Source organism: Oscillatoria sp. CS-180 (assembly GCF_028330965.1).
In the GTDB taxonomy this organism is placed as follows: Bacteria; Cyanobacteriota; Cyanobacteriia; order Phormidesmidales; family Phormidesmidaceae; genus Halomicronema.
Genome location: NZ_JAQMUB010000072.1, coordinates 18,639 through 32,690 on the forward strand (window position 1 = coordinate 18,639; position 14,052 = coordinate 32,690).

At 47.4% G+C, this 14,052-nt stretch carries 11 protein-coding genes; 7 read left to right on the forward strand and 4 right to left on the reverse strand.

The window, feature by feature from the left end; all coding sequences use genetic code 11:
• Nucleotides 1–40: 40 nt before the first annotated feature.
• The 3 genes from PN498_RS17610 to PN498_RS17620 all read right to left on the reverse strand — a co-directional run bounded on the left by PN498_RS17610 (nt 41) and on the right by PN498_RS17620 (nt 2,997).
• Entirely contained in the window at nt 41–1,015 is a 975-nt protein-coding gene (locus tag PN498_RS17610; RefSeq protein ID WP_272064376.1) for a hypothetical protein, read from the reverse strand.
• A 238-nt stretch (nt 1,016–1,253) separates the two neighbouring features.
• Nucleotides 1,254–2,330 carry a magnesium-protoporphyrin IX monomethyl ester (oxidative) cyclase gene (gene acsF, locus PN498_RS17615; protein ID WP_272064378.1) on the reverse strand — a complete coding sequence of 359 codons (1,077 nt, stop codon included), beginning with the start codon at nt 2,328–2,330 and terminating at the stop codon, nt 1,254–1,256.
• A 304-nt stretch (nt 2,331–2,634) separates the two neighbouring features.
• Nucleotides 2,635–2,997 carry a hypothetical protein gene (locus tag PN498_RS17620; protein ID WP_272064380.1) on the reverse strand — a complete coding sequence of 121 codons (363 nt, stop codon included), beginning with the start codon at nt 2,995–2,997 and terminating at the stop codon, nt 2,635–2,637.
• A 332-nt stretch (nt 2,998–3,329) separates the two neighbouring features.
• On the opposite strand from PN498_RS17620, the gene PN498_RS17625 reads away from it, so the two are divergent.
• From PN498_RS17625 to PN498_RS17635, 3 genes are all read left to right on the forward strand, one after another.
• Nucleotides 3,330–4,499, forward strand: coding sequence for an ATP-binding response regulator (locus PN498_RS17625; RefSeq protein WP_272064381.1), 1,170 nt, complete (start codon nt 3,330–3,332; stop codon nt 4,497–4,499).
• Nucleotides 4,500–4,569: 70 nt separating this feature from the next.
• A complete protein-coding gene (locus PN498_RS17630; RefSeq protein WP_272064382.1) occupies nt 4,570–5,946 on the forward strand; it encodes a dihydrolipoyl dehydrogenase family protein in 1,377 nt (458 codons plus the stop codon).
• A gap of 215 nt (nt 5,947–6,161) precedes the next feature.
• Nucleotides 6,162–6,344, forward strand: a complete 183-nt coding sequence (locus PN498_RS17635; protein WP_272064384.1) for a CsbD family protein — start codon at nt 6,162–6,164, stop codon at nt 6,342–6,344.
• A gap of 403 nt (nt 6,345–6,747) precedes the next feature.
• Here the strand turns inward: PN498_RS17635 and PN498_RS17640 are convergent, their stop codons facing one another.
• Nucleotides 6,748–6,912: a DUF1328 domain-containing protein gene (locus PN498_RS17640; protein ID WP_272064386.1), complete on the reverse strand. Its 165-nt coding sequence runs from the start codon at nt 6,910–6,912 to the stop codon at nt 6,748–6,750.
• 404 nt (nt 6,913–7,316) lie between these two features.
• Here PN498_RS17640 and PN498_RS17645 point away from each other — a divergent pair, with 404 nt between their 5' ends.
• The 4 genes from PN498_RS17645 (at nt 7,317) to PN498_RS17660 (ending at nt 13,835) form a co-directional block, all read left to right on the forward strand.
• On the forward strand, nt 7,317–8,396 hold the full coding sequence (locus PN498_RS17645) for an AI-2E family transporter (RefSeq protein ID WP_272064388.1): 1,080 nt from the start codon (nt 7,317–7,319) through the stop codon (nt 8,394–8,396).
• A gap of 155 nt (nt 8,397–8,551) precedes the next feature.
• A complete protein-coding gene (treZ, locus tag PN498_RS17650) occupies nt 8,552–10,390 on the forward strand; it encodes a malto-oligosyltrehalose trehalohydrolase (RefSeq protein ID WP_272064389.1) in 1,839 nt (612 codons plus the stop codon).
• A gap of 71 nt (nt 10,391–10,461) precedes the next feature.
• The gene (treY, locus tag PN498_RS17655) at nt 10,462–13,278 is read left to right on the forward strand and encodes a malto-oligosyltrehalose synthase (protein ID WP_272064390.1); all 2,817 of its coding nucleotides are present in this window, start codon (nt 10,462–10,464) and stop codon (nt 13,276–13,278) included.
• 26 nt (nt 13,279–13,304) lie between these two features.
• Nucleotides 13,305–13,835: a pyroglutamyl-peptidase I family protein gene (locus tag PN498_RS17660; RefSeq protein ID WP_272064391.1), complete on the forward strand. Its 531-nt coding sequence runs from the start codon at nt 13,305–13,307 to the stop codon at nt 13,833–13,835.
• Nucleotides 13,836–14,052: the final 217 nt, after the last annotated feature.

The following is a 14,052-nucleotide window of genomic DNA, read 5'->3' on the forward strand; positions in this document are numbered from 1 at the left end:
CTCACCATAGCACATTCTCTAACTCCGACCTTGCAGCTCGTTAAAGCATCCATTCCACTAAGAGACTGACTCGGCTTTCCTGATAATCCCGTGCGTTTTGCGTTTGAATATCAGTTCCGACTCGCAGGTCTTCTGCGATCGCATAGCCTGCGGAGAATGTTGTTAGTCCCAATTCCTCATCAGTCCCTGGAGCCACCCAACTCTGAGTAATTGAAAGATCGGCTGCTCCTGTGCGAGAGGGAATAAGCACGATTCTCAACCCCAGATTGATGCCATCGCTATTGAAGTTAGGCGTGTTCACCGAGCGATAACCTACGACAGGGGCAACATTGCCATACCAGCCCATCGGCAGCAAATAATATTGGGCGTCTGCTCCAACGAGTTCAAGGTCACCGTCATTGCTGATTGAATATTCAGCGCTCAGCGTAAGCGGCGTTTGTCCGACAAAAATATCTTGCACGCCAACATAGAGTCCCCCAGTTCCACCATCGGAAGGGAACTCAGCGTATCCCAACCGTAGTCGAGTACGAAAAGCTGGATCGTGCTGAATGTCGGTCGCGATGTCAGGAATTTCCTCTAGCCATCGCTGTAATACGGGACTGCTTTCAACAATGGCGGGATCGACATCAACGGTCTGCGCCAGTGTCATGGCAACAGGAACCGATGGTGCTGATGGGGGCAGGGCTGTTTGACCAGACTCGTATTCAAGCAGCAGGTCGATTGAGGGCACAGGAGTCGCTCTGGGTTTACTCGCTAGACGATTTGTTTTGTGGATCAATGTCTCGGCGCGATCGCAGTCCGTCTCAACGTCAGAGTTTGTGAAAGGCGATAGTCTGGCAGAGCAGAGAGTTGTGTCTTGTTGGCTAAGGGGATAGCTAGCGATCGCGGGTAGAGATAGGCTAGCGATCGCCAGTGTTCCCACTGTTCTCAAAGCCCATCTCGCCCTTCTTGCCTTGAAAGCTGGTTTGAAGCTACAGCCGTTTAGCGTGAAATGGTCGAGGACGTCAAAATTCATACTGTGCAAGGAATTGATTCTACTGAAACACCGGCATCCAAGCAATTTTGCGTCAGGAGTTCTACATTGCAACCCTAGGTTCATATCAATTTAGTCTTTCAATAATGCCGACTCTGTCCCCTCATGGCCTTTCCTATATTCATTCTGTATCGTTCTAAATCCCTTCATAGATCAAAAATTTCACATTAAAAAGCCCCAGTCTATTGCTGGGGCTTGAGCACTTTGAGCCGTGTTCGACCTATCGAACGACAGTACGCATCTTCTCTGCGTCAATCGGTTTCATGAAGTAGAGACGAACTATTTGCCATCCGATGTTTGCAATATGAGGCAAACGACGGAGGAATTTGAGCGGCTTAGGTAAATTAGATTTTCCGACGGCAACCATCTTGGCGTTCGCCTCAGCACCAGTGTCTAGCGCTTTAAAGAACTCAGGATGGTCAACATTCAGAATAACGGGGAAAACACGAGCTGCCGTTTCATTAGTATTCCGAATGACGTCGATGTCATAGGTGCGCGCATCTAATCCGATTGCAGCGTAGAAATCTTTCCGCTGCAAATCGTTCAGATACATCGTCGCAAATACGGATAGCAAGAAGAAACGGCACCACAAACGAGCCTTCCAATCATTCAGGAACTGGGGCTGGGATTTCATCAGAGCAGAGAAAAAATCACCGTGACGATTTTCGTCCTGACACCAGTTCTCAAAAAAGCGGAAAATTGGGTAGATGCGATTCTCGGGATGAGACTCTAAATGACGATAAATCTTGATGTATCGCCAGTAGCCAATCTTTTCAGAAAGATAAGTCGCGTAGAAGATGAACTTGGGCTTAAAGAAGGTGTATTTCTTACTTTTAGTTAAAAAGCCTAAGTCCAGCTGTAAGTTGAAGTCGGACATCGCCTTGTTCAAGAAACCAGCGTGCCGAGCCTCGTCTCGCGACATTAAATTGAAACACTCTGCAACAACGGGACTCTTATCTTTAAGACGACGTCCCAGTTCCTTGTAGAGTAGAAAGCCAGAAAATTCTGCGGTACAAGAGCGCTCCAGAAATTCGATGAAGAGCTGACGAGTTTCACCGTCAATATGTTCCCAAGACTGCTCAAATTCGGCGTCTCTAACAAAGTGATGACGATTATAGTCCTCGCGGAACTCTTGCAAGATGGCTTGTAGCTCATCCTCATTGACGGAGATGTCCATCGTAGCCATCTCGTCAAAGTCGGTAGTGTAAAAACGGGGAGTCAGAATGGTGTCCTTTGCAGGTGCCTTAACACCAGGACGGATTTCTTTTATTTCAGGCTTTTTAAGGGAATCTACCATGAGTCCTCTAGTACAAGCTCGGGATGCACAAACGACACCCAAAAACAGACTGTCAACATAGACCAAAACCTATAGACTTCCCAGAAGAGACTGAGCAACTAGGTTTTAGGCTATCTGACAACGACAATAATTGTCCCATAGTGTATCAGTTGTCTGATAGTACATGACTCCCAAAGCTTTAAGAATCGCAACATATCGAAACCTATAGCATTCATTCCCTAGTTGATTCTGACTTTGCTAGATTCGAGCTGAGTCATTCCGTGGTGTTTTCGTTTTCAACTAGTGGCATTCCTCAAAACATCTGCTAAGAATCTGAGGCTTCATTCACTAACTGACGACGAATTTGCTTCGCTAGACTCTCTAAAGCTCGTTGTGGCAGGGGATCAATTAGCTCACTGCCGTCGATCGCTTGAATATCTGCCATAAAAGATTGAGCCTGATCGCTGTCAGTCATCAAACCTGCTCTAAGTTCAACAACAAACATTTGTCGGACCGAGTGAGCCAGACTATAGCTTTTAGTCGAGAAAATACAGGTAATGTCAGTCCCATATAAAGAGAACCAGGTTTGCCAATTGCGGGTAACAGGGTGACGAATTACTCCACAGGCAATCTGATGATCGGCTAGGAAAGAGGCGATCGCGGAGTATTGCCACAGCGCATCACTCATAGAAGAATAGCCCGGTCTATATCCCTCTAGAGGATAGCGATTTATCTGACAGACGACAGATTCCTAAAATGTCACCGTCGCCCAGCATGGAACTAGATGCAGGCTCAGAGACAGAATTAGAAGGGTGCGTAGGTAGACAAGACACAGTAGTCAGCGAATGCGTTTCAAAGATTCGAACATAGAGCTGTGCTAGATAGAGGCTGTCTCGTATAAAAGCTAACGAAACTCAGTCGGAAGATGGAAGCCTACGACTGGGGACTTATGTAATTATTCTCTTTATAAAAAAGATATTACGAAAACTAGCGATCAACTATGGATAAGAAAATGTCATTATGCTTGTGCAAGATGGTGTGAACATGAGTCGCATCTTGGCTGTTGATGATTCACCCGATAACTTATTTCTAATCGAAACAGTTCTGGATGCTCCTGAATACGATCTCGTTTTTGCTGAGGATGGTTGGAAAGCGCTGTCTAAGATAACCGAGTGCCTGCCTGATTTGGTTCTTCTAGACATCATGATGCCTGGGATGAATGGTTATGAGGTTACCGAACGTATCCGTCAAAACGACAGCATTCCCTACACCCCTATTCTATTGCTAACGGCTCATGATCACGTCAGCCTAGTCGAGGGATTAGATGCTGGAGCTGATGACTTTATCCGTAAGCCCTTTGACATTGATGAGTTGAGGGCAAGGGTCAGATCATTGCTGCGAATGAAGCAGGCAATGGATGCAAAGTCCTACATGATTCAGCAGCGAGATGATTTTGTTGCTCGGCTAACTCATGACCTGAGAACACCCTTGGTTGCGGCCAACCGAATGCTGACATTTTGTCGGAATGAGGCCTTTGGGGTGGTTGCTGACGAGGCCAAGGATGCGATCGCTGAAACTATTAGCAACAATCAGCAGCTCTTGGATATGGTGAATACGCTGCTAGAAGTTTATCGGCATGATGCTGGCCATAAAGCATTAACCTTCACTCCCTTCAACCTGTATGACGTTGCTTCTACTGTTGTTAACGAATTGACGCCTTTAGCAAAGGAGAAACAGCTCACCCTAAAGTTAGTCGATCAGGATGATAATCCCATTATGGATACGTCTGACTTTGAGATGCAGGGAGATATTCTGGAAATCCGCCGTGTTTTAACCAATTTGATTGGTAATGCCATCAAGTTTACCGATCAGGGATCTGTTGAAGTACAACTGCAACGTACGCAAACTCGGCCATCGCAGGTTCCGCAAAAGGAAAATACTCCAGAGTGTACGGCTTGGCTCATTCTCAAGGTGATAGATACCGGAATTGGGATATCCCAGGAAGATCGAGCCGAAATTTTTCAATGGTTCCGGCAAGGGAAACAGCGTCGCTCAGGCAGTGGGTTGGGTTTGCACCTGTCGTGCCGTATTGCTGAGATGCATTGGGGACACATTGATGCGACATCTGAGGTGGGGCGCGGCAGCACGTTCAGTCTCTTTCTTCCGGTCACAGTGGCAACATCTGATTAATTTTGCAAATCTACGTCCCCTGAAGGAATTTTCCATCTAAACAATTCTTTACGCTGGAAAGTAAATAAGGATGAATGATGGGGATTTAAGCGTGTCTTACGACGTTTTAGTGATCGGAGCTGGGTCCGGAGGATTATCGACGGCCACATCAGCCGCTAATTATGGGGCGAAAGTCGCAATTGTTGAATCTAACTATTTAGGTGGTACCTGCGTCAATCGAGGATGCATTCCTAAAAAGCTGATGATCCAAGCTGCCGACTTTGTTGAACAACAGACGGTAGCCCGTTCCTTCTGCTGGTCAAACGTTGAGGGGTCCTTCGATTGGGCTGCCTTTAAATCGACAATGCATCAGCATTTAGACGATCTCCGTCAGTCTCAACAGGAGTCCCTTCAAGATGCCGGAGTCGACATTGTTCGAGGCACAGCACAGTTTATTGATGGGTACCAGGTTCAAGTGGGTGACCAGATTTTAGATGCTGAGCATACCGTGATTGCCGTTGGCGGTTCGCCTACAGTGCCTGATATTCCAGGTTCAGAATTTGCTTTAACGTCCAAAGACATGTTTCATCTGCCCCAGCTACCGCAGCATATTGGCATCGTTGGTGGTGGATACATTGGCATTGAATTTAGCCATATCTTCGCCCGGTTAGGGGTAAAAGTCACGCTGATTGATACTAGTCAGCAAGTTCTGTCGGGGTTCGATGATTCGCTGAGAACGATCGCTCACGCAGGACTCGAACGCTTAGGAGTTACCTTTATTCCCCAAAAAACCTGTAGCGAGATCGTTGCAGACGGATCTCAGCGAGTGATGACGCTCTCGTCCAAGGACGAGGACGATGAGGCCCAGACAGTTAGTACAGACATGGTATTGATGGCAGTTGGACGATCGCCCAATTTAGAGGCCCTTAACCTGGAGAAAGCAGGCGTTGACCTTAAAGATGGCAACATTGCAGTCGATGACTATGGGCAAACCTCCCAACCCTCAATCTATGCTGTTGGCGACTGCATAGGCCGACTGCCGCTTACGCCTGCTGCGATCGCCGAAGGGGAGGCTGTTGCTAAGACTATCTGCTGTAAACAGCCCACCGCCACAGACTATCGCTGGATTCCTTCAGCTGTTTTCGGCGTACCTCCACTGGCAACCGTAGGCTGGTCAGAGGCCGAAGCGAAGCAGCAGTTGGGAGATGACCTAGAAACCTATGAGCAGAGGTTTGTCCCCCTTCATCACAGCCTTATGCAGAACGCGCAGAACGCTTTGATTAAATGGCTTGCGTGTCAATCAACTGGACAAATTGTGGGTGTCCACGCTGCGGGGAATGAAGCCCCTGACATGATTCAAGGACTGATTCCAGCGCTGCAAAAGGGACTAACACTAGCAGAACTGAAGCTCGTTTCAGGGATTCATCCAACTTCTGGAGAAGAGTTGTTTGTTGTCCCTAAAGAGTAGAGAAACATCGCATTTCTCTATATCAAAAGGACGATGCAATTCTGACTTGGCTCATAGCCTAACGTTTATAACCCTCTCAAATCAAACGGCTACGGTCATAGCGCCCTCTGCTGAAATGTTCGAGTTTCTTGACAAATATCCCTGCAGGTAGATGAGGGTTAAGCGGTGATTTTCTTATGCTGTTTACAGCAATTGAATTAAGAGGAACTTAATTAATGGGTATTAAGGATAGAGCAGAAGCTACTGCTAAAAACGTGGAAGGAAAGGTCCAGGAAGCAGCTGGTGATATGACTGGTAGCACCTCTGATCAAGCTGCTGGTAAAGCAAAGCAAACAGAAGCTAGTGCTCAGCATGCTAAGGAAGATGTGAAAGACGAAGTTAAGAAAGCAGTTGACTAATTTCGCCTGAGTTAAAGCGAGAGGGAGGCATTACATAGATGTCTCCTTTCTTATTTTCAAATACTACAAGAAAGTTATAGAAATTAGGTAGAAAAGTAACATAGCGATCTTATCTGAATTCTGAATAAGATCTTCTTGGACAATCTTATTTAAAAAGCTTTTTCATCCTTAGGCTTATCTGCCTTAGTTTTGTAGAGCTTTGCTCTTCTCGCAGAGTATTCTCAATTTTGAATTCCGCGTAGCGGTACTAAGCACTATTTTTTGCTGAATGCCAGATGGATATCAGGCGTAGGGTTAAAGGGTAATCATGTAAGTGCACTTTGCTTTTGAGAACCGAAGCAAAACAATAAGGAGCTATTTCCTGCAATCACAGAATAGCTCCTTATTTTCAAAAGCTTAACTACTATGCCGACTTTGCTAAACGCATAATCAAAGAAACGACAAAAAGGGCCAAAAAGATGAAGAACAGAACCTGTGCGATGCTGGCTGCCGCACCTGCAATACCACCGAAACCCAGTACAGCTGCAATGATGGCGATAACTAGAAAGAGCAAAGTGAATTTGAGCATGATATAGGGACCATTAATAGCGCAACACTACCTCATTAAATAGGGGAGCGAGCTGAAATATATCTATCGCATTAGGGATTTGTTTTTGAGGCTTAAAATTGATTAATAAAACTGGAAATTAACAGCTTGTGTCCTGCTGGATTATTTTGCTCTCGGGTAAATTATCTTAAAGGAACACTGCTGCTTTCAATATCTTCAATTTGAGCAGGAACCAGAATTTTAGCAGGACTCAAACGGCGTAGATTAAACCTTAGACAGAAGAATTCAATAAAGAGAGTGAACTAGTGTAGGTATCACTAACTGACTCTTCATCGGCTTTGAAGCCGAAATGGAGTTTCGCAATTTTATTTGATTGATTGAAAAGTTAAGGGTCGCGAATCTTTTTTCACTTTTAGGGTTTGCTTGTGAAATTCGGTAAATTTGTCGGATTAATTCTTCTTGTATTTAGTGCCTTCCTGTTGTGGCGCATCCGTTTCGTTGTGCTGCTGGGTTTTTTGGCGGTCGTTTTAGCCACCATCATCAATCGCGTTGTCCGGCTTTTCACCCGCCTTCGGCTTAAGCGAGGTTGGGCGATCGCCTTAACGTATCTCCTCATCTCAGGTATTGTTGCAGGGGTCCTCGCTGTTGCAGTACCGCCCTTTGTTGAGCAGGTCCGCGCGTGGCTAGTGCAAGCACCCTACGAAGCGTCTCAGATCCGGCGTTGGGTTGAGCAGCTTGACGAGTGGGTGCCTTTCGAGCTGTCAACGATAGGGCAGCAGTTGGATATGTTCATCTCGGATATCCCCAGGATTGCAAGAAGCCTTTTCGATAACTTTTTCTCGTTTTTTACAGGAACGCTCTCTCTTCTGTTGAATACCTTCCTTGTTTTGGCCGTTACGACGATGCTGTTGGCCAACCCCAGGGCTTATCGCAAAGCTTTCGTCGCCCTGTTTCCTCATTTCTACCGCCTGAGAATCCAGGAGATATTGGATGGGTGTGAATCTGCACTGGCCGGGTGGGGGATCGGTATTCTGTTTAATATGGCCGTCATTATGCTGATGAGTTTTGTCGGACTGATGGTCATTGGTGTCCCGCTACCCATTGCCAACGCCTCGATCGCAGGCGTACTGACTTTCATCCCCAATGTTGGCCCTGTTTTAAGTGTGATTCCTCCCGCTATTCTCGCTTTGTTGGAATCCCCCTGGAAAGCGGCGGCTGTCGTGGTTCTCTACGTCGTAATTCAGCAGCTTGAAAGTAATTTTCTCACGCCTCTCGTGATGAACCATCAAGTTTCCTTGCTACCTGCAGCGACTCTCCTTTTTCAGCTGGTTTTTGGTCTCTTGTTTGGCTTTTTTGGTCTGTTTTTAGCGCTGCCAATCGTTGTGGTTGGCCAGGTTTGGCTAGAGGAAGTTTTGGTCAAAGACATTATGAATACTTGGCAAAAGCCATCTCCAGTAGACAACTATCGAACTACCCAACCGGCATTTGTCAATGAGCGAGCATAACAATAGGGGCGTTTCATCCAATTCATCCTGCGTTTGGCTAGATTTCTATCTAGTAGAGGACCCACTTTAGCGGTGATTTTGGTATGGTTTCATAACACTTATTTCAGCCTCTTGATAGAGCAATCGTTTGCATAGAATTTTTTGAACGTGTAAATATGGCGACTACAAATATTGAGATTGGAGCTGTTCTGAAAGCAGATGATCAGTGTCAATTTACACTTTGGGGGCCTGAGCTGAATTCCGTTGAGGTCAAGCTGGTTTCTCCTCAAGACAGAAGCTTTCCAATGACCAGAATTGAGCAGGGTTTTTGGACGGTTTCAGTAGATAACGTATCTGAGGGTACTCAATATTTCTACTGCATTAATCAGACTGAAACCCGACCGGATCCTGCTTCTCGGTATCAGCCTGAAGGGGTACATGGTCCCTCAGTCGTAGTCGATCATCGAACTTACGATTGGCAAGATTCAAGTTGGCAGAACCTACCTTTGCAGGATTATGTCATCTATGAACTCCATGTCGGTACGTTCACGCCGGAAGGAACCTTTGAGGCGGCGATCGCTCGTCTCCCTTATCTCAAAGAGTTAGGCATTACTGCCATTGAGATCATGCCCGTAGCTCAGTTTCCAGGCGCTCGTAACTGGGGGTATGATGGCGTTTTTCCCTATGCGGTACAGAATTCTTATGGGGGACCGGCTGGATTGAAGCAGCTTGTTGAAGCCTGCCACCAGCATGAAATAGCCGTCATCTTAGATGTGGTGTACAACCATTTTGGTCCAGAGGGTAACTACACCGGATTCTATGGTCCCTACATTACGCAGAAATACAGCACCCCTTGGGGAGGGGCAATTAACTTTGACGATACTTGGTGTGACGGTGTACGGCAGTATTTTGTCGAAAATGTATTGTATTGGCTGCGCCATTTCCACATTGACGGACTACGGCTAGATGCGGTTCATGCCATCTACGACTTTGGTGCCAAGCATTTTCTGGCGGATATGGCTGAAGCGGTTGATGCCCTGTCAGACGAACTAGGTAAACCGCATTATTTGATCGCTGAGAGCGATTTGAATGATACTCGCTTACTCCGACCTCCGACTCAAGGAGGGTATGGGTTGGATGCTCAGTGGAGTGATGATTTTCACCATGCGCTTCATGCTCTGTTGACTCATGAAAGCGAAGGCTACTACCAGGATTTTGATAGCTGTGAGGCCTTGGCTACGGCCATTCGCGATCGCTTCGTCTACAGCGGTCAGTTTTCTCGTTTTCGCCGTCGCCGCCACGGTAATTCTGCCACCGACTTACCCTCTACTCAGTTCGTCGTCTGTGCCCAGAACCACGATCAAATAGGCAACCACATTACAGGCAAACGATTCACGCAAAAGCTCTCTTTTGAAGCCCTCAAACTGGCAGCAGGTGCCGTTATTACCTCGCCCTATTTGCCTTTGCTCTTTATGGGTGAAGAATATGGCGATCCGTCCCCGTTTCTCTACTTCATTGACCATGGCGATCCTGATTTGATTCAAGCCGTCGCCGAAGGCCGCAAGAAAGAATTTGAAGAATTTCATGCGGTAGGTGAACCTATTCCAGCTCATGAAGAGGCCACTTTTGAACAGGTCAAGCTAAAGTGGGAGCTACAGCAGGAAGGTCAACACAACGTCCTTTGGCGGTACTATCAGCAACTGTTACAGCTTAGGAAGCAGCTTGGTTTGAATGCTCCTTCCTTTTCTAAAGACATCAGGGCTAACAGCGACGAAGAAAAACGCCTGGTATATTATCAGCGAGACATGGCTGACGGGCAACTGCTAGTCCTGATGAACTTTAACGATGGTGTAACGACGGTCGAGGTCGCTCCTCCCCAACAGGACTGGTATCTAAAAATCGACTCTGCGGCAGAAGTATGGCAGGGACCGGGTTCCTCTTTACCTGAAAAGATTATGGAGACTCAGGTATTGGAACTGGCACCACTCAGTCTAGCTCTCTACTGGATTGCCTAAGGCGATCCCGGCGACTTCAATAAAGTGCTGGTTACCTGATAAGTCACTTTTACGTTACTCACGGACTCATTATGCGTATCCCGACCGCTACCTATCGCATCCAGTTCAACCCCGACTTCGGGTTCAAAGCCGCTCAAAACATTGTGGAGTATCTGAAGGCGCTAGGCGTTTCTGACCTCTACGCTTCACCGGTTTTCAAAGCAAGAGCTGGCAGTACTCATGGATACGATGTGGTTGATCCCACCCAGCTTAATCCTGAGTTAGGAGGAAAGGCTGCTTTTGAGCCGTTAATGGATACTTTGCATCATCACGAGATGGGATGGCTGCAAGATATCGTGCCGAATCACATGGCCTATGACGGTCAGAATCGATATCTGATGGATGTGTTGATGTATGGTCCTGATTCGGAATACTTCAATTACTTCGACATCGAATGGGATCGACTGGAAGAGCATCAGGGTAAGGTATTAGCTCCGATGCTGGGTGACTTTTATGACCGCTGTTTGGAACGCGGTGAGATTCAGCTGAGCTATGACGAGTCTGGACTCAGCGTTAATTACTACAGCCTCCAATTTCCGGTCCGGATTGAAACCTATGGGCGCTTCTTAAGCTATCACCTAGAGCGATTAGCACAGCAGCTAGGTGAGCAGGACAGGACCTATATTAAAATCTCAGGCATTCTGTATTTGGTCAAAAATGCGATCGCCGATTTGACTGGACAGGCTTATCGAGAGCAGGTGCAGTTTGCCAAGGATCTCTTGTGGGACGTCTATCAAGAAAGTGAAGATGTTCGAGAATTCTTCAACCAGAACCTAGCATCCTTCAATGGCACTGCTGAAGAACCCGAGAGCTTCAACCTGCTAGACGATTTGTTGTCCGAACAGTTCTATCGTCTGGCCTTCTGGAAAGTGGGAGCAGAGGAACTCAACTACCGCCGCTTCTTTACCGTCAACGAGTTGATTTGTGTACGGGTTGATGATGAAGAGGTTTTTGATCAGAGCCATGATCTCATTTGCCGGTTGATCCACGAAGGCAGGTTCAATGGCGTTCGCATTGACCATATTGATGGACTATACGATCCAACAACCTATTTATGTCGACTGCGCGATCGCCTTGGCGACGTCTACATTGTGGTCGAAAAAATTCTGGAGTTAGAAGAGCGTCTACCCGAAGATTGGCCCATCCAGGGCACCTCAGGCTATGAGAGTTTGAATCACATCAACGGCGTGTTTTGCCAGCAAGCGTCTCAAGAAGAATTTACCCGGCTCTATCGACAGCTGACGGACCAAACCCAAGCCTATGAAGATTTGGTTACCGAAAAGAAGCGGTTGATTGCGGAAACCAACTTAGTGGGTGATATCGACAATCTAGCCCACTTTCTGAAACGAGTTTGCCAGCAGTACCGCTATGGACGCGACCTGACGCTGTATGGGTTACGGACGGCTATCGAGGAAGTCTTGATTGCGTTCCCCATTTACTGTACTTATGTCAACCAAGGTAAGACATCCAAGCGAGACGTTGAGTATATTCGCAGCGCAATTGAGAGCGCTAGGCGACGAATTCCTCAGCTGGTCAATGAGTTAAACCTGCTTGAGAAATTTTTACTGCTGGAATATGAAGACTCTCTGACCGAGGGGGAGCGATCGCAGTGGCTACGATTTGTTATGCGCCTCCAGCAATTCACCGGCCCAATTATGGCGAAGGGAGTCGAAGATACGCTGTTCTACGGCTACAATCGCTTCATCAGTCTTAATGAAGTGGGTGGATCTCCTGGACAGTTCGGGATTTCACTACGACGCTTCCACAACTTTAATCAGCATCGTCAAGGGCAATGGCCTCATGCTATGAACGCCACCTCGACTCATGACACCAAGCGAAGTGAGGATGTCCGAGCACGGCTAAATGTGTTATCGGAGTTGCCATCAGAGTGGGAAGCAGCAGTTGGCATCTGGCGCAGTTTGAATAGTGGCTACAAGAAAGTTTTGCGCGATCGCGTGGTCCCAGATGCTAACGATGAATATTTCCTATACCAGACCCTTGTCGGCGCGTTTCCCTTCTCAGAGGAAGAATTGCCAAGCTTTACAGATCGCATCGCGGACTATGTCGTCAAAGCAGTCCGAGAGGCCAAAGTTCATACGGCCTGGTTACGCCCTGATACTGACTATGAAGACAGTTTTGTGGCCTTTGCCCGCGCTATTTTAACTCCGGGTGATAAAAACCTCTTTTTGGAAAAATTCCGGGAATTTCAGAACCGCATCGCAGACTACGGCATTTATAACTCACTCTCTCAAGTCCTGTTGAAGCTGGCCTTGCCTGGCGTTCCTGACATTTATCAAGGTCAAGAACTTTGGGACTTCAGCTTGGTCGATCCAGACAACCGTCGCCCGGTTGACTACGACCTGCGGGGCTATTGGCTGCATGAGATGTGCCAGCAGGCCGAGAGCGATCGCGATGGTTTGTTGAAAAACTTATTGGACTACCGCTCAGACGGTCGTATCAAGCTTTGGGTTACCCATCGCTGCTTGGCAGCCCGCCAGACCTACGCTGATCTATTTCAACAAGGAGACTATCAGCCCCTTATGGCCCGGGGAGATGCAGAAGATCACATCATCGCTTTTGCCCGTCAGAATGGCCGTCAGTGGTTAGTAGCGATCGCACCTCGTTTCCTCACCAATTTGATTCAGCCTGGAGAACATCCCATCGGCAGTATCTGGGACGAATTGACGTTAGATTTTCCTAATAAACATGACGTTAGCTGGTACGACTGGATTGGCGGTCAATCTTTCGATTCTCCAGAGGCGATCGAAGTCAGCAAGCTGCTCGCTAAGTTCCCCATGGCTCTCCTCATCGGCGAGGAAAAGCCAGAAACGGAAAAAGAGCCATTATAGAGGCATGTTAAGTGAGGGCAAAAGGCATGTCTCTACTGCTCACCTCGTTTGCCCCTTGGAAGGCACATCAGAATAGCAATGCTTCGGACGATATTGTTGCGCTTCTGCAATCTCAGCGCCGCTTGCCTAAAAACACCATCGTTGTTAGGCATTTGCCCGTTCATTCTCAACTGGCCTCCTGCCAGGTCCTTTCCGCCTTATTAAAGCATCAGCCGTCCGCAGTCGTGTGTTGTGGCATGGCTGAAAAAAGAGGCTTGCTTAACTTAGAGCAGTGCGCCCGCTCACAGAGTACGGTTCTAAAAACGCCCGTAGACCTATCGTATTTGTGTTCTGGAACCCAATGGACAACAGTTAGCAATGACGCGGGCACCTATGTTTGCAACGATCTGTATTTTCAATTGTTGACCTATATTGAGACGCATCATCTCTCGACCAATGGTTTGTTTATTCACGTTCCGCTCCTGAACGCCTATAATCGCGAGGCGATCGCCTACGATTTGAGTCTTATTTTGTCCAAGCTCAGTCAACTGCGATCGCAGCTGGTCGTTGCCGATTAATCCTGTGGTGTCGGGAAATTTCTCAGAGCAGGATTACGACTTCCAGGATTAAGGCGATTTCTGAAACTAAAAATGCCCGGCTATGGTGCATTACGCTGCGCTAATGACACCCTACCAGCGGCAAACTACAACTTCCAGGATTCAGCCTCAAACCGGCGATCGTGGCTCCCCACAATCTGCCAAAATCTGAGTCTATCCTGCGAGGGGTGTGGGGTGG